The sequence below is a fragment of the Kineosporia mesophila genome, from assembly GCF_021129235.1.
GTDB classification, from domain to species: Bacteria; Actinomycetota; Actinomycetes; order Actinomycetales; family Kineosporiaceae; genus Kineosporia; species Kineosporia mesophila.
The window spans coordinates 68,847-89,006 of record NZ_JAJOMA010000027.1; the positions used below are offsets into that span (position 1 = coordinate 68,847).

At 72.4% G+C, this 20,160-nt stretch carries 21 protein-coding genes; 12 read left to right on the plus strand and 9 right to left on the minus strand.

Annotated elements, in window-relative coordinates:
* Positions 1-23: 23 nt before the first annotated feature.
* Positions 24-1,898, minus strand: a complete 1,875-nt coding sequence (locus tag LR393_RS29025) for a glycoside hydrolase family 127 protein (protein ID WP_231488182.1) — start codon at positions 1,896-1,898, stop codon at positions 24-26.
* A 294-nt stretch (positions 1,899-2,192) separates the two neighbouring features.
* Between LR393_RS29025 and LR393_RS29030 the strand changes: the two genes are divergently transcribed.
* The gene (locus tag LR393_RS29030) at positions 2,193-3,227 is read left to right on the plus strand and encodes a LacI family DNA-binding transcriptional regulator (RefSeq protein ID WP_231488185.1); all 1,035 of its coding nucleotides are present in this window, start codon (positions 2,193-2,195) and stop codon (positions 3,225-3,227) included.
* 86 nt (positions 3,228-3,313) lie between these two features.
* Positions 3,314-4,900, plus strand: coding sequence for a glycoside hydrolase family 2 protein (locus tag LR393_RS29035; protein WP_231488186.1), 1,587 nt, complete (start codon positions 3,314-3,316; stop codon positions 4,898-4,900).
* Here the strand turns inward: LR393_RS29035 and LR393_RS29040 are convergent.
* Complete coding sequence (locus LR393_RS29040) at positions 4,794-5,687, minus strand: LLM class flavin-dependent oxidoreductase (RefSeq protein WP_231488187.1); 894 nt, start codon at positions 5,685-5,687, stop codon at positions 4,794-4,796. The genes LR393_RS29035 and LR393_RS29040 overlap by 107 nt on opposite strands.
* Before the next feature lie 219 nt (positions 5,688-5,906).
* On the opposite strand from LR393_RS29040, the gene LR393_RS29045 reads away from it, so the two are divergent.
* Positions 5,907-6,215, plus strand: coding sequence for a hypothetical protein (locus tag LR393_RS29045; RefSeq protein WP_231488189.1), 309 nt, complete (start codon positions 5,907-5,909; stop codon positions 6,213-6,215).
* Entirely contained in the window at positions 6,212-6,595 is a 384-nt protein-coding gene (locus LR393_RS29050) for a response regulator transcription factor (protein ID WP_231488191.1), read from the plus strand. The genes LR393_RS29045 and LR393_RS29050 overlap by 4 nt, the downstream gene beginning before the upstream one ends.
* A 277-nt stretch (positions 6,596-6,872) precedes the next feature.
* Here LR393_RS29050 and LR393_RS29055 read toward each other — a convergent pair whose 3' ends face one another.
* Positions 6,873-8,972, minus strand: a complete 2,100-nt coding sequence (locus LR393_RS29055) for an MMPL family transporter (RefSeq protein ID WP_231488193.1) — start codon at positions 8,970-8,972, stop codon at positions 6,873-6,875.
* Between the two features lie 56 nt (positions 8,973-9,028).
* Here LR393_RS29055 and LR393_RS36730 point away from each other — a divergent pair, with 56 nt between their 5' ends.
* The 4 genes from LR393_RS36730 (at position 9,029) to LR393_RS29075 (ending at position 12,549) form a co-directional block, all read left to right on the plus strand.
* Positions 9,029-9,547: a MarR family winged helix-turn-helix transcriptional regulator gene (locus tag LR393_RS36730; protein ID WP_231488195.1), complete on the plus strand. Its 519-nt coding sequence runs from the start codon at positions 9,029-9,031 to the stop codon at positions 9,545-9,547.
* Positions 9,548-9,944: 397 nt separating this feature from the next.
* The gene (locus tag LR393_RS29065) at positions 9,945-11,108 is read left to right on the plus strand and encodes a sensor histidine kinase (protein WP_231488196.1); all 1,164 of its coding nucleotides are present in this window, start codon (positions 9,945-9,947) and stop codon (positions 11,106-11,108) included.
* Positions 11,105-11,902: a carbohydrate-binding protein gene (locus LR393_RS29070; protein ID WP_231488197.1), complete on the plus strand. Its 798-nt coding sequence runs from the start codon at positions 11,105-11,107 to the stop codon at positions 11,900-11,902. The genes LR393_RS29065 and LR393_RS29070 overlap by 4 nt, the downstream gene beginning before the upstream one ends.
* 65 nt (positions 11,903-11,967) lie before the next feature.
* Positions 11,968-12,549, plus strand: coding sequence for a TetR/AcrR family transcriptional regulator (locus tag LR393_RS29075; protein ID WP_231488198.1), 582 nt, complete (start codon positions 11,968-11,970; stop codon positions 12,547-12,549).
* Here the strand turns inward: LR393_RS29075 and LR393_RS29080 are convergent.
* Both LR393_RS29080 and LR393_RS29085 read right to left on the minus strand, forming a co-directional pair.
* Positions 12,538-13,491 carry a serine hydrolase domain-containing protein gene (locus tag LR393_RS29080; protein ID WP_231488199.1) on the minus strand — a complete coding sequence of 318 codons (954 nt, stop codon included), beginning with the start codon at positions 13,489-13,491 and terminating at the stop codon, positions 12,538-12,540. The two genes, LR393_RS29075 and LR393_RS29080, sit on opposite strands and share 12 nt — an antisense overlap.
* Positions 13,491-13,724, minus strand: coding sequence for an ECF-type sigma factor (locus LR393_RS29085; RefSeq protein WP_231488200.1), 234 nt, complete (start codon positions 13,722-13,724; stop codon positions 13,491-13,493). Before LR393_RS29085 ends, LR393_RS29080 begins: the two co-directional genes overlap by 1 nt.
* Before the next feature lie 139 nt (positions 13,725-13,863).
* On the opposite strand from LR393_RS29085, the gene LR393_RS29090 reads away from it, so the two are divergent.
* Positions 13,864-14,319, plus strand: a complete 456-nt coding sequence (locus LR393_RS29090) for an EVE domain-containing protein (protein ID WP_231488201.1) — start codon at positions 13,864-13,866, stop codon at positions 14,317-14,319.
* A 29-nt stretch (positions 14,320-14,348) separates the two neighbouring features.
* Positions 14,349-14,480 (plus strand): hypothetical protein, encoded by a 132-nt coding sequence (locus LR393_RS35875; RefSeq protein WP_269328050.1) that lies wholly within the window; start codon positions 14,349-14,351, stop codon positions 14,478-14,480.
* A gap of 7 nt (positions 14,481-14,487) precedes the next feature.
* On the opposite strand, the gene LR393_RS29095 is transcribed toward LR393_RS35875, so the two are convergent.
* Together LR393_RS29095 and LR393_RS29100 are read right to left on the minus strand one after the other, a co-directional pair.
* Complete coding sequence (locus tag LR393_RS29095) at positions 14,488-15,735, minus strand: alanine racemase (protein WP_231488202.1); 1,248 nt, start codon at positions 15,733-15,735, stop codon at positions 14,488-14,490.
* Positions 15,732-17,294, minus strand: coding sequence for an N-acyl-D-amino-acid deacylase family protein (locus tag LR393_RS29100; RefSeq protein WP_231488204.1), 1,563 nt, complete (start codon positions 17,292-17,294; stop codon positions 15,732-15,734). Before LR393_RS29100 ends, LR393_RS29095 begins: the two co-directional genes overlap by 4 nt.
* Positions 17,295-17,340: 46 nt before the next feature.
* Between LR393_RS29100 and LR393_RS29105 the strand changes: the two genes are divergently transcribed.
* Both LR393_RS29105 and LR393_RS29110 read left to right on the plus strand, forming a co-directional pair.
* Positions 17,341-18,384, plus strand: a complete 1,044-nt coding sequence (locus LR393_RS29105; RefSeq protein WP_231488206.1) for an NAD(P)/FAD-dependent oxidoreductase — start codon at positions 17,341-17,343, stop codon at positions 18,382-18,384.
* Positions 18,385-18,395: 11 nt separating this feature from the next.
* Complete coding sequence (locus LR393_RS29110; RefSeq protein ID WP_231488208.1) at positions 18,396-18,773, plus strand: nuclear transport factor 2 family protein; 378 nt, start codon at positions 18,396-18,398, stop codon at positions 18,771-18,773.
* A 9-nt stretch (positions 18,774-18,782) separates the two neighbouring features.
* On the opposite strand, the gene LR393_RS29115 is transcribed toward LR393_RS29110, so the two are convergent.
* Positions 18,783-19,310, minus strand: coding sequence for an RNA 2'-phosphotransferase (locus tag LR393_RS29115; RefSeq protein WP_231488209.1), 528 nt, complete (start codon positions 19,308-19,310; stop codon positions 18,783-18,785).
* Positions 19,307-20,146: a LysR family transcriptional regulator gene (locus tag LR393_RS29120; protein ID WP_231488210.1), complete on the minus strand. Its 840-nt coding sequence runs from the start codon at positions 20,144-20,146 to the stop codon at positions 19,307-19,309. The genes LR393_RS29115 and LR393_RS29120 overlap by 4 nt, the downstream gene beginning before the upstream one ends.
* Between the last annotated feature and the right edge of the window lie 14 nt (positions 20,147-20,160).

The following is a 20,160-nucleotide window of genomic DNA, read 5'->3' on the forward strand; positions in this document are numbered from 1 at the left end:
GATTCAGCGATGATGGGTGGATCTCAGAGCAGGGGGAGCCACACTCGCATAGCACCCGGGCCGCGATTGGCCCAGGCGTGGTACGGAATCATGGTGAACTCGATGTCCTGAACGGTTTTCGCCGCAGCACCGGAGGTGTAAAGGGCCGGCTCCGGGGCCTTCACCACACCCGAGAGCCGCAGACGCACCGGAACGACGTCCTCGACCGTGATCGGCGCGGCCGGGTCCAGACGCACCTGCTCCACCAGCACGCCTGCGGGCAGGTCGGCCTGTTCCAGACAGAAGACCAGCGGCCCGTAGGTGACGGCCACGCAGCCGCGCACGGCGTCCACCCGCTCGTCCGCCCGCACCGCCACCGGGCGCAGGGACAGGCTGATTCGCAGCTCCTCCCCCTCCGCCAGCGGGGTTTTCAGATACTGCCCGGCGACCGCGTCCACCCGTACGTCACCGATCCGGGCCACCACCCCGCCCGCCCAGGACGGGATGCGCACGCTCAGCTCACCGGAGCCGGTCGCGGTGACGACCAGATCACCGGCGTACGGGTACCCCGTCTCCACGTTCACCGAAAAGCCATCGGTGGCGTAGGTTCCGGCATGCAGCAGATGCAGCTGCAGGGTTCCGGCCGATCCGGTGGCCACGTAGCCCTGCAACGAGGCCAGCAGCCGGGCGATGTTCGGCGGGCAGCAGGCGCAGTTGTACCAGGGCAGGCGCTCGCTCGGGGAGTCCTCGTCCGAGCCCTCGTGACCGGTGCGCAGCTGCAACGGGTTGGAGTAGAAGAACGCCGTGCCGGTGTGCGAGGTCGAGGCCGCGATGTTGTTGTAGAGGGCGCGTTCCATCTCCTCGGCGTAGCGCGCCTCGCCGGTGGCCAGCAGCATCCGCCAGCACCACTGGAAAGCCGCGATGGCCGCGCAGGTCTCGGCGTAGGCCCGGTCGGGCGGCAGCTCGAACGGGTCGCCGTAGGCCTCGTCGCGGTGACGCGATCCGTGCCCGCCGGTGATGTACATCTTCGTGCCGAAAGCGCTGTGCCACAGCTCTTCCATGGCCCGCAGCAGCGTCTCGTCGCCGTTCTCCAGGTACACGTCGGTGGCCCCGGCCGCGAGGTACAGCTGCCGCACCGAGTGCCCGAGTGCCTCGGTGCCCTCCCGCACCGGCAGATGGTCCTGGACGTAGATCGGGCCGAAATGCCCCCGGGGCAGGGCGCCACGGCCCCGGTGGTCGATGTGCCGCTGCGCCGTGGTGAGGTACTCCGCCTCCCCCGTCTCGCGGTACAGCTCGACCAGGGCGGTCTCCACCTCGGGATGCCCGTCCAGGATCGGGTTGCCCTGCCCGTCGTCCAGCGTCACCACCAGGTCGGCGCAACGCCGCGCGATTCGCAGGAACCGTTCGTCGCCGCTGCCCCGGTGCAGGGCCACGGCCGCCTGGATCAGGTGCCCGGCCGTGTACAGCTCGTGCGTGCGCTCGGGCTGGGCGAAACGCTCCTCCCCGGCCACCCCCTGCACGAACGTGTTCAGGTACCCGTCGTCGGCCTGTGCCTTCTCGAGCAGCCCGGCCAGGTCGGCCAGCCAGCCGTTCCAGCGGTCGGTGCCGGTGCGCCCGATCTCCCAGCCGATCGCCTCGACGCTCTTGTAGAGGTCGGTGTCAGCGAACCAGGGCCCGGCGAACTTCCCCGCCGGACCGTCCGCCCCCGCTTCCGCCAGACGACGGAAATTCTCGATGGCACCGGAGGATTCGAGATTCGCCAGGCAGTGCGGGATGGTCGCCGCACCGTTGCGTCGCTGCCAGTCACCGAGCATCGATTCCGGGTGCAGGGTGGCACCCCGCAAGGGCAGCGGGGTCAGGGCCGCCGGGCGGCGCGGTGCGGCCGGGCCCGGGGCCAGGAGATCGGTGTCGAGGCTCACGTGTCGCCCTCTCGTTCGGAGCCGGCCGGAGCACGCCGATCACGTCGGCCCCGCTGCCGGAAACTTCAGGAAACCGTTGGTTCGAGCATTAACGTAGGTCGCCTCGGTAAGCCGGTCAAGACCTCGAAACCATCAGAATTATGGACGACGGGTAGCGGCGAGTTGTCAGGCAAAGGGTTTCCTGATTACCTGATTCCCTCGTCCTTGTTCGTGATCAGGCACAACCTCCCCGGGGAGGTTGTGCCTGATCACGAACAAGGGGCATGCCGAACAGGAACGGACCTCCCGACGACCATGAACGACGCTGACCCCCGCTCCACGCCCTCGACCACCCCCGCCTCCCCCCGGCGGGCCGGGATCGCCGATGTCGCCGCGCGGGCGGGAGTCTCGGTGGGCACCGCGTCCAAGGCGCTGAACGGGCGCGGCACCCTGAAGGAGGAGACCCGGGCCCGGGTGCGCGCCGCGGCGCAGGAACTGGAGTTCGCCCCCAGCACGGTCGCGCGCAGCCTGCTCACCGGGCGCACGTTCACCGTCGGGATCATCACCTCCGACAGCTACGGCCGCTTCAGCATCCCGATCATGCGCGGGGCCGAAGACGCGCTGGGCCTGGGCGAGATGCTGGCCTTCCTGTGCGACAGCCGCGACGACCCGATCCGCGAACAGCACCATTTGCGGCGGCTTCTGGAGCGCCGGGTGGACGGCATCATCGTGGCCGGGCGCCGCACCGACGCCCGGCCCCCGATCGGCACGAACCTGCCCGTGCCCGTCGTCTACGCCCTGGCCCCCAGCGCCGACGAGGCCGACATCAGCGTCACCAGCGACGAGGGCGGGGCGGCCCGGCTGGCCGTCGAGCACCTGGTGCGCACCGGGCGCCGGCGGATCGCGCACATCACCGGGCCGCACTCCCACGCCTCCGCCCGCGAGCGCGCGTCCGCCACGGTCGAGGCGCTCTCGGGCCACGGCCTGGAGCTGGTCGGGGATCCGTGGTTCGGGGGCTGGACCGAGGCCTGGGGGCGGTTCGCGGTGACCCAGTTGCTGCGGGCGCATCCGGATGTCGACGGGGTGTTCTGCGGTGCCGACGTGATTGCCCGGGGAGCGACGGACGCCCTGCGCGAGTCCGGTGCCTCCCTGCCCCTTGAGGTCGGGGTGGTCGGGGTGGACAACTGGGGGGTGGTGGCCGAGGCGGCCCGCCCGCCGCTGACCACGGTGGACCTGGGTCTGCAGGAGATCGGGCGGCGCGCGGGCGAACTGCTGCTGGCTGCCATCGACGGGACGCCGGCTCCGGGACTGCACGTGGTGGCGGGTCATCTGGTGGTCCGCGAGAGCTGACCGTTCACCGCACATCACCGGCGATCGACCCCTTTTCGACACGGAAACGCCTCGCTCAGCGGACTTTCACCGCCACTGAGGTAAAGATGGCATTTCGGGTGCGCTACCGGCCCGTGATCGCCGAGGAGGGGTGTGTGGTCGTCGCAAGGCTGGTGCAGGTGCGGCCGCTGGTGACGCTGGACGAGGACGGCACCGGCCGGGTCGAGGTGCAGGTCCGGGTCGAGCGCGCGCCGGGTGGGGCCGCACCGCTCGAGGTTCGCCTCACGCTCGGTGACCCGGGAGACTGGGGCTCCACGTCGTGCGTCATGGGTGCGGGTGACACCACCGTGACCCTCGCCCTCACCGTGCCGGAGGCCCCGGTGTGGTGGCCCGTGGGGTACGGGGGGCAACCGCTGGTCGGGTTGGTGGTCACGCTCTCAGCAGAGGACGAGCTGGACCGGTACCAGCGGCGGATCGGTTTCCGCTCGGTGCGGGTCCAGGAGCCGGTGGACGAGGACGGCACGGTGTTCGGGCTCACGGTCAACGGACGCGCGGTGTTCGTCAAGGGGGTCGTCTGGTCTCCGGAAGCGGTTCGGCCACAGCGTCTTACCCGGCGTGATCGGGATGCGGTGGTGGGCCGGGTGGTCGCGGCCAACGTGAACCTGCTGCGGATCCGGGGCGAGGGTCCCGGGGAGAGCCTGGAGTTCTACGAGGCGTGTGACGAGCAGGGCGTGCTGGTGTGGCAGGACACGCCCCGGCCCGATCCGCATCCCTCGCTGGTGGTGTGCGGCGGTGACGGACGCAGAGCGCTGAGCGCGGTGCCTGCCCCGGAGGTTCCCGGTGACCGGCAGGCCGATCGGCAGTGGGAGAGCCAGCTGCGGCAGGCCCGGGCCACGACTTTCGCCGTGGACCAGGCCCGCGCGCGGGCACCGCGCACGGGTGGCTGCGTGATCGGGACGGACGACGGCATCCCGCCGGATACGTCCTGGGCTCTGGTGGACGGCGAGAACCGGCCGCTCCCGGCCTGGTTCGCCTTGCGCCGGGCCTGTGCGCCGCGTCTGCTGAGTCTGCGGCCGGACGGCGAGGGGGGCCTGGGGATAGCCGTGGTCAACGACAGCGACGAGCCGTTCCGGGGGCATCTGACCCTGCGCCGGATCACGTTCGGCGGGGCGGTGGTGGCCGGGGTGTCGTTGGCCCACGACGTGGCGGCCTGGTCGACGCAGCTGCTGGCGGTGCCGCGGGTGCTGGCCACGCCCGGTGACCCGGCCGCCGAGACGCTGGTGGCCGAGGCCGGATTCCTGCGCGCCACGTACCTGTTCGCCCGTGACCCGGATCTGTCCTACGCGCCCGCGCCGGTGCGCACGTCCGCCCGCCGCCTCCGGGACGGCTACGCGGTGACCGTGACCGCGCAGTCGTTCACGCGGGACGTCACGCTGCTGGCCGGTCACGCCCACCCGGACGCGGCCGCCGACGAGGCGCTGGTCTCGCTCCTCGCCGGCGAGTCGCACACGTTCCTCGTGCGGGCGCCGGGACCGCTCGCGCTCACGAGCCTGACCGGCCCGCCGGTGGTGCGCAGTGCGAACGAGGTCAGGCGAGCTCCGTCCGGGTCGTCCGGGCCATCAGGCGCGAGGCGACCTCTTCCAGCACCTTCACCCCTCCCTGGTACGGGCCGGAGGGGCGCGGCCAGTGAGTGATCACGTCGGTGAAGCCGAGTTCGCCCACCCGGCCGGTGATCTCCTCGTAGAAGTCGGCGCTGGACAGTGAGAACGGCACGTCGGGGCGGGAGCCCGGCGCGTCGAGCATCAGGTAGCGGGGGAAGTCCGCGCCCTCGCGCCCGGCCCCGGCCAGGGCCTCGTCCAGGAGCTTCTGCTGCCCGGCCAGCCCGGTGTACCACTCCTCCAGGGTGCCGGCGGCCGGGCCGAGCGTCATCCAGCCGTCGCCGGCCCGGGCCGCGTAGCGCACGCTGCGCGGGCCGTTGGCCGAGATGATCACGGGCAGGTCCGGCACCGCCGGCAGGGTGCGCGCGTCGTCGGTGGAGAACCAGCGGCCCTGCTCGCTGACGTGGTCCTCGCTGCGCAGGCGCAGCAGCTGACCGGTGAACTCCTGGAACCGGTCGACGCGCTCCCGGGTGGTCATCGGGGCCTGGCCGAGCACGCGGGAGTCGAGGTCACCGCCGGTGCCGACGCCCAGCACGAACCGGCCGCCGGAGATGTCGTGCACGGCCTGGGCCTCACGCAGCAGGGCGAAGGGGTGGCGGAAGTTCGGCGCGCACACCGCCGTGCCGAGCCGGATGCGGGAGGTGAGGGTGGCCGCGGCGGTGAGGGTCGGGATGCCTCCCAGCCAGGGCGAGTCGGGCAGGCCGCCCCAGATCAGGTGGTCGTAGGTCCAGGCGTGGTCGAACCCCATCTCCTCCGTCGCGGCCCACATCGGGCGCGACTGCGCCCATGGCTGGTCGGTGAGAATGGTGACGCCGTGCTTCACGGTGCTCCTTCTGATCAGCGGTCCTGGTCGCCGGGATGGCGGCCCCAGAGTATCGGCTCACGCGAAACCTCCTGATGCTCAGTCCAAACCGGTTCTCCGGGGCGGGATTGCCGGAACCGCTCGACGAGAAAGGTACATATCGGGAAGTTAGGGCCGTTGACTTCCCGTTAGGTGGCTGCCTGTAATGGGGTGCGTACGGCCACGGGAGGATGAGCTCACATGCACGACGACGTCGCCTGCATCATTGCTGAGATCCGCCGTTTGGCAATGGATTTCCCTGGCGAGAGCACACCGCCGACGGTGGCCGGGCGCAGCGGCTGGTTCAGCGGGTTGCACACCGGCGTGGCAGTCGCGACGGTGCTGCGCCTGAACACTCCCGCGCGGCACGCCCTGGCCCTGAGCGCCCAGGGGTACTCGGCCAGTCAGATCGCCCGCCTGACCGCCACCACCTCCGGGGTGGCCGCGCAGCGGGTGCGCCGGGCGCGCGAGGAACTGGGCGTCAGCGAGCGGTTCGGCGTGCTGTCATGACCGTCACGGCGTCACAGCTCGACGACACCCGGCGGATGTTCGCCCAGCTGCGCTGCCTGGCCGGCGCCACGAGCGATCCGGAGGCGAAACGGCGTCTGCAGCAGAAGGCGTCCTTGCTGCTGGAGGGCCTGTCGCCGTCCGGGCTGTCCACGGGCCGGTCCGTGCGCAGCCACGTCGTCTATCCCCAGCACCTGACCGGGCGGGAGGTGGACGTGCTGGCCGTCGTCGGGGTGGGTGCCACCAACAGCGAGGCGGCCGAGCGCCTGGGGGTGACCACCGAGACGGTCAAGGGCTATCTGCGCACCGCGATGCACAAACTCCAGGCGACGAACCGCTACAGCGCCGTCCAGTCGGCGCGCCAGCAGCGCTTCATCCCGTGAGCAGACCCGTGGTGACCACGACGGTGGCCGTCGTGACCCGCGTCCACCATTCTGGGTGATCAGCGCCGGGCAGACTCGGCGAACACCACCCCGGAATCGAACGGACGCCGGCCGGGGCGCCCGAAAAGCGCTGTGATGAATTTCGTTCCGCAGAACAGCGGGATGCCCGAGCCTGGGGCGGTGACCACGAAGGCCGGCCACCTTCCTGTTCGTGATCACGCAAGATCTCCCCGGGGAGGCTTTGCCTGATCACGAGCAAAGGAGGGCACCGGGCTGGCTACACGGGGGTCTTCTCCGGTTCTTCGGGCGCGGCGGGCCGGCGGGACAGCTCGCCCGGCCACCAGAACCAGCGTCCGAGCAGGGTGACCAGGGCCGGTACCAGCACGCTGCGCACCAGCAGGGTGTCGAGCAGCACGCCGAACCCGACGATCACGCCGATCTGGGTGAGGGTGATCAGGGGCAGGACCCCGAGCACCGCGAACACCGCCGCGAGCAGGATGCCGGCGCTGGTGATCACCCCGCCGGTCACCGCCAGGGCCACCGAGATCGGGCCGCGGGCGACATCTTCCGGTGACTTCGCGGCCTCCTCCCGGGCCCGGGTGGTGAGGAAGATGTTGTAGTCGACGCCCAGGGCCACCAGGAACAGGAACGCCATCAGGGGCACGATCAGGTCCAGCGCGGGGAAGCCGAACCAGCGGTCGAACGCGAACCAGGCGGCGCCCATCGCGGCGGCGTAGGTGGCCACCACGGTCAGCACCAGCAGCCCGGCCGCGACCAGGGAACGCAGCAGGACCAGCAGCACGGCCAGCACGACGAGCAGGACCAGGGGAATGACGATGCGGCGGTCGCGGTCGGCGATCCGGTCGGCGTCCAGGGCCTGGGCGTCGGAGCCACCCACCAGTGCCTGCGGGTCGATCCCGTCCACGGTGGTACGGATCTGCCGGATCGTGTCGAACGCCGCGCCGGAGGCCGGGGCGGCGTCGAGCACCACGTCGATGACGGTGCGGCCGGCGGTTGCGGACGTGTTCCGCTCGGGCCGGGCCGAGCGCACCCCGTCAAGGTCGGCGAGCGCGGTCTGGGCCTTCGCCGCGGCGTCGGTGGCGACCACCACGATCGTGGGCTGGGACGATCCGGCGGGGAAGTGCTCGCCCAGGGTCTCCTGGCCGGTGACCGACTCCGGGGTGGCGCGGAACTGCTCGGTCTGCGAGAGACCGGTACGCAGGCCGGCCAGGGGGATCATCAGCACCCCGAGCAGGACCAGGCTCGCGGAGCCGACCAGGACGGGGCGCCGGGTGACGCCCGCGGCCACGCGCCACCAGAAGCCGGAGCGCTCGGCGACCTCCTGCCCGGCGCGCGGCACGAACGGCCAGAACAGCCGACGGCCGGGCACGGTCATGGCGGCGGGCAGGACGAGCAGGGCGTACAGGACAGCGGTGACGATGCCGAGCGCGCCGCCCAGGCCGATGTTGCGGCTGGAGGGACTCTGCGCGAAGCCCAGGCACAGCAGGGCGAGCACGACCGTGCCGGAGCTGGCCAGGATCGCCGGGGCGGCCCGGTCGACGGCGATCCGCATGGCCTCGTACCGGTTCTCGTGACGCCGCAGCTCCTCGCGGTAGCGGGCGATGAGCAGCAGGGCGTAGTTCGTGCCGGCGCCGAACACCAGCACCGAGGTGATGCCGACCGAGGCACCGTCGGTGGTGAACGGCAGCACCTTGGTGCCGACCGCGACGACGGAGACGGCCACCTGGTCGGCGACGCCGACCACGGCCAGGGGCACCAGCCACAGCCAGGGGCTGCGGTAGGTCAGGAGCAGCAGCACGGCCACGACCAGGGCGGTGACCATCAGCAGCCGGGTGTCGGCGCCGTCGAACACCCCGGCCAGGTCGACGGTGAAGGCCGGGCCGCCGGTGACCTGGGCGCGCAGGCCGCCGGTCAGTTCCCGCCCCAGGTAGGTGCGCATGTCGCCGACCGTGGCGACCAGCTCGTCGTTGGAGGCCCGGGCCGACAGCGGCACGCCGACGATCGCGGCCGCCCCGTCGTCGGAGAACTGCTGAAACACGGTGGAGCCCTCGACGGCGTACCGCTGCAGGCTCTTGACCAGGGTCTCGACCGTGGCCCGGTCGTCGTCGGTGAGCTGGGCGCCGTCTGAGCCGGTGGCGCCGGCGCGGTCGATCACCACGATCGCGGGGACGATCTCGCTGCCGCCGAGTTCGTCGCGCACCTGCTCGGCCTGCCGGGACTCGGCGCCGGCGGGCACGTTGGCCACCCCGGCGTCCGACTCGTCGGCGGTGATCGGCAGGGCGAGCGCGAGGCCGGAGAACAGCACGGCCAGGAGCACGACCAGCCAGCTCAGTCGCGGGCCCACCAGATGCGGCAATCGGCGTTTAGTTCCACCGTCGAATAGTTCCACAGTCGAAAGAGTAGGATGGCGACGTGCCGGACCACCATTCGAGACCCGCCGAGGCCACCGCGCGTCCCCACTCCCACGGCGACCGGCGGCCCGAGGCGGTGCGGGCCGTGCGGGCGATGGCAGCGTTCGCCACCGAGTCGGAGATGTACCTGGCCGCGACCGGGCGTGACGAGGCGCTGCACCGCACCGACCTCAACGGCCTGCGCGTGGTGATGTCCTCCGGTGACGAGCCGGTCACGCCGCGGCGGCTGAGCCAGGCACTGCAACTGAGCGCGCCGGCGACCTCGGCCATGCTCGACCGACTGGAGCGGCTGGGTCACGTGGAGCGGCGCCCGCACCCGCACGACCGGCGCTCGGTCGTGGTGGTCGCCACCGATCACGCCCACACGGTGGGGGCGTCGATGTTCGGACGCGTCGGGGCCCGGATGGCACCGGTCCTGGCTTCCCGTAGCGCCGGCGAACTGGCCGTGATCGCACAGTTTCTCGAAGACGCGGCGGTGGCCACCGGGTCGGCCCGGGCCGACATCCGCACCACCTCCTGACCAGCGGCCAACTACCCGATGGGTCCCGGAAGCGGGCTGAAAGTCGTTGTTCCCGAACCAGATTCCGTACGCTCACGGCCCAGTCCGGCTCCGGCCACTGCACTCCGGCCGGTCACGACGGACCTGGGCCACACCTGATCGTCCTCTTCTCCGGCCCGGAGGGCTCGCCGGTCCAGATCACCGTGGCGGGCACCGGCGGCCGCAGATCCGGGCCGGACCAGCGTCACGGTCGAGCGGAAGCAGGACGAGAACCAGATCATGTTCCACGACCCGCTCGGTCCGGCCCCCGATCCGGACCCGATCACGCCGGACTGAACCCCACCCGGGATGTGCACGTGATGCAGGACAGGTGCAGGGCTGCACCTGTCCGGCATCCCCCTCCCCCGGAGGCAGCACGTTGGTCCAGCGCACCCTTCCCGCCCGGCGCGGGATCGTCCGCACCGGCCGTCCCGGTGTCCAGGCCGCGGTGGCCCTCACCCTGGCCCGCGCGGTTCTGGTGCTGCGGCTGGTCGGCTGCCTGATGGCGGCCCTGGCCGGGCTGGCCACCGTCGGCCCGCAGGCCTGGGCCCGGTTCCTGCTCCCCCTGGCCCTGGTCCTGGCCATCACCCTCGTCCAGGAACGGGTGCTGGACCGGCTCGGACCGGGACGGCCCCGCGTCGCCCTGATCGCCGCCGACACCGTCATCGGGCTGGGCGTCCTGCTCCTGGGCATCGGTGACCCGGTCTGCCTGATCTACCAGGCCGGCACCTCCGCCCTGGCCGGCGCCCTGCTGGGCCGGATGGCCACGCCGGTCTGGATCGGCCAGGCCCTGCTCGCGGCCGCCACCGAGGGGGTCGTGCTCGGCGAGAACGCCGCGTCCCCGGCCGGGGCGGCCTTCGTGCTCGTGGTGCCGATGCTGGTGTTCCTGGCCGGTGCCGGCGCCGGCGGCGCGGGTGGCCCGCTGCTCACGCGGCTCCAGAACGAACTGGAAGACGAACGGGAACAGGACGAGACCCCCACGGCCGACCGGGTGCGGAACCTGCTGCGCTCGGCCTCGCTGTCCGTGGTCCGGGCCTCGGCCCGGCCCGGACTCGCCGACCGGCTCGCCCGGCTGCTCGTCGATGACGCCTCGACCGCCCGGCAACTGGCCCGGACCCCGGTACGGGGGCTGCGTTTCGACGACCCGCGGACGGACTTCGCCGATCTGGTCGGGCGGATGTCGCGGGAATGGGCGGCCGGGCGGCCGATCCGGGTGCGCACCGAACTCACCCCGATCGCGCCCTCGCCGCCCGTGCGCCACGCCCTGGCGGTGATCCTCGACGAGGCCCTGGAGAACGTCCTGCGCCACGCCCACGCCACCCGGGCCGGCCTGGAACTGCGCGGGCAGGGACAGCATCTGGAACTGACCATCCAGGACAACGGCCGGGGATTCGCCGTCCCCAGCCACGACGAGGTCCTGTACACCGGCCGCTACGAGGGACTGAGACTGATGACTGCCCACGCGACCGGGATCGGCGCGACGCTGACCGTCACGTCCGAGCCGTACTCCGGCACCACGATCAGCGTGCGGCTGCCGGCATGAGCGCCCCCTCGCGGCGTTCCCTGGTCACCTCGCCCACCACCTCGCTGTGGCCCTCCGGGCGCCCGGTCTGGCTGATCAGCCTCATCGGACTGTCCGGGGGCCTGGCCGCGCTGGCCGTGCCGTTCCTGCCGCCGGTACTCGCCGAGGCCGGGCCGCCACCGACGGCCGCGACAGCCGCGACGGCCGCGACGGCCGCGACGGCCCAGGAACCCTCCGGTGAGCCCGGCACCCCGGCCGCGATGACGCAGACGACCGAGGTCAGCGAGCCCGCCCGGGCCGTCAGGACGTCCCGGGCCGCCGCGACCACGCCACCGGCCACCCCGAAGACCACCACCTCGTCCACCATCCCCCGGCCCTCGAAAACCTCTGCTCCCGAGCGGAAGACCCCGACCAGCAGACCACCGGCCCCGACCTTCGCCCCGGTGACCGTCAACGCCACCGACAGCGGCAACACCCGCGCCGACGTGCAGGCCGTGGACTGCCCCACGTGTGCGGCGGGCAGCCGCATCGCCTACCTGGCCGGGGCCTCCGGCCTGACCGTGCCGGTGAACGATGTGGCGGTCGCGGGCACCCGCACCCTGACGATCCTCTACGAGAGCGACGGCGCCCGTGACCTCTACGTCAGCGTGAACGGCGGCGCCGACCAGCAACTGGCCGGCCTGACCGGGCGCGGCGACTGGGAGACCCCGGCCGGCACCACCCTGCGCATCACCCTGGAGAAGGGCAGCAACACCCTCCTGTTCCACAACCCGGTCGGCCCGGCGCCGGACCTGGACCAGTTCAGCATCCGGTGATCAGATCGGGCGGAACCGCATTCCGGTAAGCTCGGGATCCACCCGCCGCTTTGGAGAACCGTCCTATGTCCGAGACACCGCCGCCCCGGCGGGTGCGTGCCGACGCCCAGCGCAACGTCGACCTGCTGCTGGAGGCGGCCACCGAAGTGTTCGCCGAGTCGGGGGTGGACGCGCCGGTGCGGGAGATCGCCGTGCGGGCCGGGGTCGGGGTGGGCACGCTCTACCGGCACTTCCCGCAGCGCTCGGACCTGATCGTGGCCGTGTTCAAGACCGAGGTGGACGCCTGTGCCGAGGTCGCGCCGGTGCTGGCGGCGCAGCACGACCCGCTCGAGGCCCTGATCCGCTGGCTCATGCGGTTCACCCGGTTCATCATCACCAAGCGGGGCCTGGCCAGTGCCCTGCAGTCGGGCGACCCGGCGTTCGAGCAGTTGCCCGGCTACTTCGACACCCGCTTCTCCCCCGTGCTCGGAGAACTGCTGAAGACCGCCGAGACGGCCGGTGAGATCAACGCGGACGACGTCGAGCCCATCGACCTGCTGCGGGCCGTCGCCAACCTGTCACTGCCCTCCGCCGAAGACCCGGACCACACGCTGCGCATGGTCCGGCTCCTGATCGACGGGCTCAGGTTCAGCGCTTTACGGCAGTAACCGGAACCCGGCCCGGTCGACCGACACCGAGGTCGCCGACAGCACCACCGCACCGGTACCGGCCTCGCGGTCCAGCCCGAGCCAGCTCCGGAACCCTCCGGTGCCGCCGTTGTGCCAGGTCACGGCCCGGCCCTTGTGCTCCTGGGTGAGCCAGGCGGCGCCGATCATCACGCCGCTGCTGCCGAAGCGGGCCACCGGGTCGAGCGCCGAGTGCCCCACGGCCCGCTCGTCCAGCAGCGCCTTCGCCAGGTCGGCGAGGTCGCCCACGCTCGAGCGCACTCCCCCGGTCGGTGCCAGGGCCTCGCCGGTCCAGACCTGCCGGGGCCGCCCCCGCCGGTCACGCCCGGTCAGTGACATGGCCCGCAGGTCCACCGGCAGCGACGGCGCGTACCAGGACTTCAGCCCGAGCCGCCCGGCCAGGCGATCGGCCACCAGCTCCGGGTACGAGGTGCCCACGGCGCTCGCCAGCGCGTGGCCGAGCAGCTCGAAGGCGAAGTGGGAGTAGCGCGGCCGGGGCGGGCCCGGAATCGCCGACCGGGCCTGGGCCAGGAGCTCCTCCAGCGTGTCGCCGTACGGGTTCTCGCCCCGGACCCGGAATCTCAGCGCCCGTCGCACCGGCGACGGGACACTCGGCAGCCCGGAACGGTGCTGGCTGATCGCGCCCAGCTCGATCCTCGCCACCGGGCTGTCGTCCAGCGGCAGCAGCTCGCCGAGGCTCGTGTCGGCCCGCACCACCTGACGCTCGACCGCGTCGCGGTACAGCAGACCGGTGATTCCCTTGCTGATGGAGCCGATCTCGAAGTCGGCCTCGGGCGCGCAGCCCCAGCCCGCCGTCACCACACCGCTGCGCGTCACGGTCGCCACCGCGGCCACCGGATGCCGCGCACCCAGCAGGCCCTGTGCCCTCTCGGCCAGAGCCGGGTCCCCCCAGAACGTGTTCACTAATGCGCCCCCAGCAGTCGGTCCCCACCGTACCGGCGGTGCACGGCCTGTTTGGTCACGCCGAGGGCCTGCGCGATCTGGGACCAGGTCACCCCGTCGAGGCGGGCGCGGCCCACCAGCGTGGCCTGACGCTGCTCCAGGCCCCGGGCCAGTTCGGCCGTGGCGGTCAGGGCGCTGAGCGGGTCGGGGGCCTGGGCGTCACGCGCCAGGTCGACGAGATGGGCACTGTCCATCGGTCAATGCTTGTTGACCCCTCCACCTCTGTCAACGCGAATTGACACCCCTGGGGCGGTTGGGCGCGATGAGGCAATTGGGACTCTCGATGGCGCGACGGCCGTGAGAACTCCGGGGGCCGGGCGCTACCGTGACGCGGTGAGTTCCCCGCCCGCGCGACGCGTCACCGAGTCGGTCCTGGGGGCCTGGCTGATCAAGGGCAATGCCGACGCCGGCGCGCTGGACGACCGGTTCCGCGCCGACCCCCACGTCACCCGCTGGTGCGTGCAGCGCAACTACCGGTCGGACCTGATGCGGGAGAAGCATCCGGTGGTGTTCTGGGCCAGTGGCAGCCGCTCCCGGGGCACCCCGTACGGCGTCTGGGGCCTGGGCCACCTCACCGGGCCCGTGTTCCGGGACGAGCAGGAACGCTGGTCCGTACCGCTGGACCTGGAGATCCTGCCCCCACGACAACGCCTGTCCCGGGAACGCTTCCGCGCGCACCCGCTCCTGGCCGGGGCCGAGGTTCTCCGCCAGCCCCAGGCCGGCAATCCGTCCTTCCTGACACCCTCCCAGTTCCGCGCGCTGCAAGCCCTCCTGGAAGACTTGGCCTGATCACGAACGAAGGGATGGGCGTTCGCCCGATGTCCAGCCCCGTCCTGCAGCCCCTGCGCCATCGCGCCTTCCGGCGTCTGCCCGGGGGTTTCACGATCGCGGCGCTGCCCGTGCCGGCCGTCGGGCCCGGCTGGCGCCGGACCCCGGCGTGCGCTCGCTGACCACCCCTCAGAACAGGGTGTGCACCAGGTCCACCACGCGCTCGTCCTCGTCGATCACCGGGATCACGCGCCACTTGTCGAGCGTGGTGCACGGGTGCGAAATACCCACGTGCACCAGGTCGCCCGGCCCGAGGTCGGATCCGGCCGGCAGGGACAGGAAGGCGTGCTGGTCGTTGAGCGCCGTGACGGTCAGGCCCCCGGCCGCCACCCGGCGCCCGTCGCGGTGCAGCACCTCACGCGGGATCGGCAGCCCCTCGTCGAACCCGGCGTCACGGCGACCGAGCAGCAGCAGGGCCAGTTCCGGCTCCGGGCGCGAGAGCACCGGCACCCATAGCGACAGGGCCGGGCGCAGCGCCGGGCCGTCGGCCCCGCGGTCGTGCGGGGTCACCGAGGCGTAGTAGCCGTCGTCGTGCACGGCGTAGGCACCGCTGCGCAGCACCACCACCGGATCACCGGCCCCCACCGAGCCCTTCAGGGTCGCCGCCACCACGTCCGGGAAGGCACTGCCCCCGGCCGTCACCACGTAACCGTCCGGCAGGAGCCCCTTCCCGTACAGCGTGGCCCCCAGCGACGCCAGCTCGTGCGCCCACTGCGCGACCCGCGCGTTCTCCTCCGGCAGCCCGTGATGGCCCAGCGTGCCCTCGTAACCGCTGACGCCGGCCACGCGCAGCTGAGGCCGCTGATGAGCCACCCGCGCCACCTCCAGCGCCACCGCGATCGACCGGGCCCCGGTGCGCCCACCCGGATGACCCAGCTCCACGAGGACATTCACCGAACCACCGGAGCGCGCCAGCTCGTCCGCCAGGAAAGTGACCCCGTCGACGGAGTCGACGTTCACCCACACCTGCGCATCCACCACCCCGGCGAGCCAGGCGATCGAGGCCCGGTCGGCCAGCTGGTTCGCCACGATGAACCGGCGCACCCCGTGCGCGTGATAGGCCTGCAACTGCGCCACACTCGCGACCGTGATCGCCCACGCCCCGGCCTCCAGCTGCTGGTGCGCGATCTCGGGCGACATGTAGGTCTTGCCGTGCGGGGCCAGCTCGACGCCCTGCGCCGCACACCAGGTCGCCATCGCCGCGATGTTGCCCGCCAGGGCCGCCCGATCCAGCACCGCCAGCGGGAAACTGAAATCACCGCCGTGCAGGGGAATCGGCGCCGCCCGCAGCGAGCGCGCGCTGACCTCGCCCCGCGCGGCCAGAGGCCCCCAGCCCTTCTCCGTCGGCGCGACCGGAAGATCTTCCAGAGTGCTCACCGCCTGATCTCCCCTCGCCGCAGGGCCCGGCCGCACGTCGCGCCCGTGAGTTGCCCGTTCTCCAGCACGATCTCGCCGTTCACCAGCACCGTGTCGACACCCTCGGCCAGGTTCAGCGGCTGCTCGTAGGTCGCGGTGTCGGCCAGCGCGGGCACATCGAGCACCGCGATGTCGGCCGCGTAGCCCTCCCGGATCTGCCCGCGCCCGGCCAGGCCGAAACGCTCGCAGGCGCGGGCCGACAGGTGCACGGCGGCCTGGCCCCAGGTCCAGTCGCCCAGGTCCCGGGTGTGGCGGGCCAGCATCCGGGCGAACGCCCCGCGCCCGCGCGGGTGCGGGTGGCCGCCGATCAGGATGCCGTCGGAACTGCCCATCTGCTCGGGCTGTCTCAGCAGGGTACGGATGTCGTCGAGGGTGTTCGCGGCGGGCTGGCGCACCACGCAGCCGACGGCCAGGTCGCAGGCGAGCACGAGTTCGCAGACCAGGTCGCCGGCCTCCAGGCCGGCCCGGTCGGCCGCCTCGGTCAGGGAAAGTCCTTCGGCCCAGTGCCATGGCGGGGCGGGCACGTGCGAGAGGGTGACGCGGGGGAAGAGGTCGCCCAGGCCGGGGAACCAGTCGGTGCGCAGCTGCTCGCGCACGGCGGGCGAGCGCAGCCGGGCCAGGGTCTGTGAGGGGGCGGCGTCCTGCAGGGAACGGGGCAGGGCCAGCATCGCCAGGATGGTGTTACCGCGGCGGTAGGGGTAGGTGTCGTAGGTCAGGTCGACACCCAGGTCGTGGGCCCGGGCGACCTCGGGCAGCAGCAGCGAGGCCGGCCCGTGGAAGTGCGAGACGTGCGAGCGGACCCCGGACTGCGCGCCGATCGCGAGGAACTCGGCCATCCCGGCCGGGGCGTCCTGCTCGTAGCCGCGGATGTGCGAGACGTGCACCCCGCCGGCTTCGCGCACCACCTGGCCCAACCGCACGAGCTCGGGGATCCCGGCCAGGCCGCCGGGCACGTACTCCAGGCCGGTGGACAGTCCCACGGCCCCCGCCGCCAGCCCGCTCTCCAGGAGAGCGACCTCGCGAGCGAGGTCCTCGTCCTCCATTCCGGGCCGGCCCGCACCGAAACCCCGCACCGATGCCCGCAGGGTGCCGCCGGGCACCAGGTAGGCCACGTTCAGCGCGCCGCGCCGGTCGTAGTGATCCAGCAGCTCCGCCACCGTGAACCCGCGCGCGAACGGCCCGTTGACCGCCGCGAAGTACCGGGAGGTCTCGGTCGCCACCAGACCGGCCGTCGGGGCCATCGAGACGCCGTCCTGCCCGACGATCACCGTGGTCACCCCCTGCCGCAGGCAGGCGAGCTCCAGTTCGGGCGTGCCGATGAGCGTCTCGGCGTGCGAGTGCGCGTCCACCAGACCCGGCAGCAGCAGGCGACCACGGACGTCCACAACTCGCCGGGCCTCGACCGGGCCTGCTGACCCGACCGACACGATCTGGCCGTCGAGCACCCCGACGTCCGCCCTCCGGGGCTCGGCCCCGGTACCGTCGGCGATCCGACCACCGGTGAGCAGCACGTCCAGCACAGGCCGCAGTCAAGCACACGGCCTACCGACCGGTCATGATGGTGCGATGTCGATTGCCGTGATCGGTGCCGGAGTGGTCGGGCTGGCCACCACCAGCGAACTCCTGGCGCGCGGGATGGATGTCACCTGTTTCGAGCGCGGTGCCCCGATGGGCGAGCGCTCGGTGGGCGAGTCGCGCATCTTCCGCTACGCCCACCAGGTGCCCGACCTGGTCGAGGCCGCCCGGCACGCCCGCCTGCTCTTCGGCGACTGGGAGAAAGCCGCCGGTCAGGATCTCATCGAGGCGGTCGGGACGGTGGTCAGCGGCGACGACGTGCACGGGTGGGCCGACGCGATGACCGAGGCCGGGGCCGAGCACTTCCTGGTCGGGCCCGGCTCCGCGCAGCTGCGCCTGCCGACGTCCATCACCGCGCAGCACTCGCTGATCGACCCGGCCGGCGGCGTGATCCGGGTGGACCGGATCCGCGAACTGCTCACCGACCGGTGCCGGGATGCGATCCGGAGCGAGCACGTCCACGGCCTGGAGGCCGGGCCCGAGGGTGTCACGGTTCACACCAGCCATTCCAGCCATCGCTACGACCAGGTGGTGCTGGCCGCCGGCGCCGCGACCGGACCGCTCGCCGCCCAGGTGGGCCTCTACACGCCCCTCGCACTGCACCATCACGCGCGTTTCACGTTCCCCCTGCGCGCCACGGCCCCCATCGGGCCACCGGCCTGGATCACCACCTCCGCCTCCGGTCTTCCCACCTACCAGCACTCCAGCACCCCGGGCCACTGGGCGGTGGGGCTCGAACTGGGCCCGGAGGCGATCGGGTGGACCGTCGGGCGGGACGCGGCGCTGGCCGCGCTGGAGGCCGCGACGCTCGACTACGTGCGCGCCGAACTGGAACTCGTCGAGCCGCGCATCGTGGACCGGGTGTACTGCACGCCCTACGACGGGCTCGCCGACGGCATCCACTACCGGCGCCGGGGCGGGGTTCTCGCGGTGTACGGGGAGAACCTGATGAAGTTCGCCCCGCTGATCGGCCGGGACTGCGCCGACGCGGTGATCAATGTGTCGATTCCGTCATCCCTTGGCCACGCGCAGTAATATCTCGCGTCATGAGCCAAGTCCTGCCGCCGATCGTCACCCAGTGGCTGGAGCGGATCAGCAATCGCGATGCGATCGGTGCCGCCGACTGCTTCACCCACGACGCCGTCTACTACTTCGCGATGCCGCATCCGCCGGTGCAGGGGCGTGACCACATCCGGGGCATGTTCTCCGGCCAGGCCACCATGTACAAGCGCATCAGCTGGGAGGTCACCGAGTCCGCGGTGGACGGCGACCGGGTCTGGATGGAGCGCCTCGACCGGTTCTTCACCCACGACGACCGGGAGATCTTCATCGAGTGCGTCGGGGTGGTCGAGCTCGAGGACGGGCTGATCAGCGAGGTGCGCGACTACGTGGACCTGCACACCTGGGAGGAACGCAACAAGTAAGGACGCACGTCACGACGGTTCGGTGGACAGGAACCGGGTCGGCACCCGGTCGGTGAGCCAGACACCGTTGGCCGCGCGGAAGTAGGGGTGACCGCTCCGGTGGGCCGCCCGGGCGAGCACCCGCAGGACCACCGGGCGGCCCCGGCGCGCGCCCACCGTGCGGGCGGTCTGCTCGTCGGCCGACAGGTGCACCAGCCGGCGGCCCATCGGCAGCAGTCCCCCGGCGGCGATCGCGGCGATCGCGCCGGGGTGGGTGCCGTGGAACAGGATCTCCGGCGGTGCCAGGGGCTCGAGCCCCAGCTCCACGTCGATCGAGTGCCCCTGGGCCGCCCGGATCCGGCCGCCCTCCAGCTGGAAACGCTGTTTGTCCGAGGCGGCGACCAGCGCCTCCAGGTCGGGCCGGGTCAGCGCCCGCCCGTGCGCGGCCAGTGCCTGCAGCAGCTCTCCGGCGTCGGCCCAGCCCGCCGCGTCCAGGTGCAGCCCGATGGCCTCCGGATGGTGACGCAACACGTAACTGAGGAAGCGGCTGTGGTTCATCCGGTCACCAGGTGCTCGACGATGTCGGCGGACAGGTCGTCCCGCTCCGGACGCCACGCCGCCCAGTACGGCACCTGCGGCAGGTCGCGGACGGGGACGGCGGCCACACCCTCGGGCGGCAGCACACAGCCGTTCACCACCGCGGCCCCCAGCCCCAGGGCCACGAAGTGCGTCATCAGGTCCCAGCCGTCGACCTCCGCGGCCACGGTGACGTCGACCCCGGCGTCGAGCAGGGCCCGGTCCAGACGCCGGCGGTGCGGTCGCTCGGCCGGCGGCAGCACCAGGGGCTGGGCCGTCAGGTCGCTCATCGCAACCCTTTTCCGGCCCGCCAGGCGATGACCGGCCGGCACCAGGAGAACCTGCGGATAGCGCGCGATCTCGCTCCAGGCGAAGCCGCCCGGCGGCGGGTCCCCGGCGAACACGCCCACATCCGCCCGGCCGGAGCGTACGTCACGCAGGCTGCCCTCCCGGTTCTGTGTGCGCACCTGCAGGGCCCGGTGGCTGCCCACGATGCGGCGCAGGCCCGGGCCGATCACCCAGCGGAACGCGCCCTGCCCGGCCGCGATCGTCACCGAGGTCGGCCGGCCTTGCTGCTCGGCGACGAAATCGTTCATGCGGCGGGTGTTCTCGGCGGCGAAGCGGGCCAGGTTCAGGCCGGCCGGGGTCAGGCGCAGCCCCCGCCCCTCGCGCTCGTACAGCTCCACGCCGAGCGTGCGCCCGAGTTTGCGGATCTTGGCGTGCAGCGACGGCTGGGCGATGTGCAGCTCCGCGGCCGCGGCGGTGAGGTTGAGGTGGCGGGCGAACACCGCGAAGGCGCGTAGCCCGTCCGAGTCCATGCTTTGACTATAGC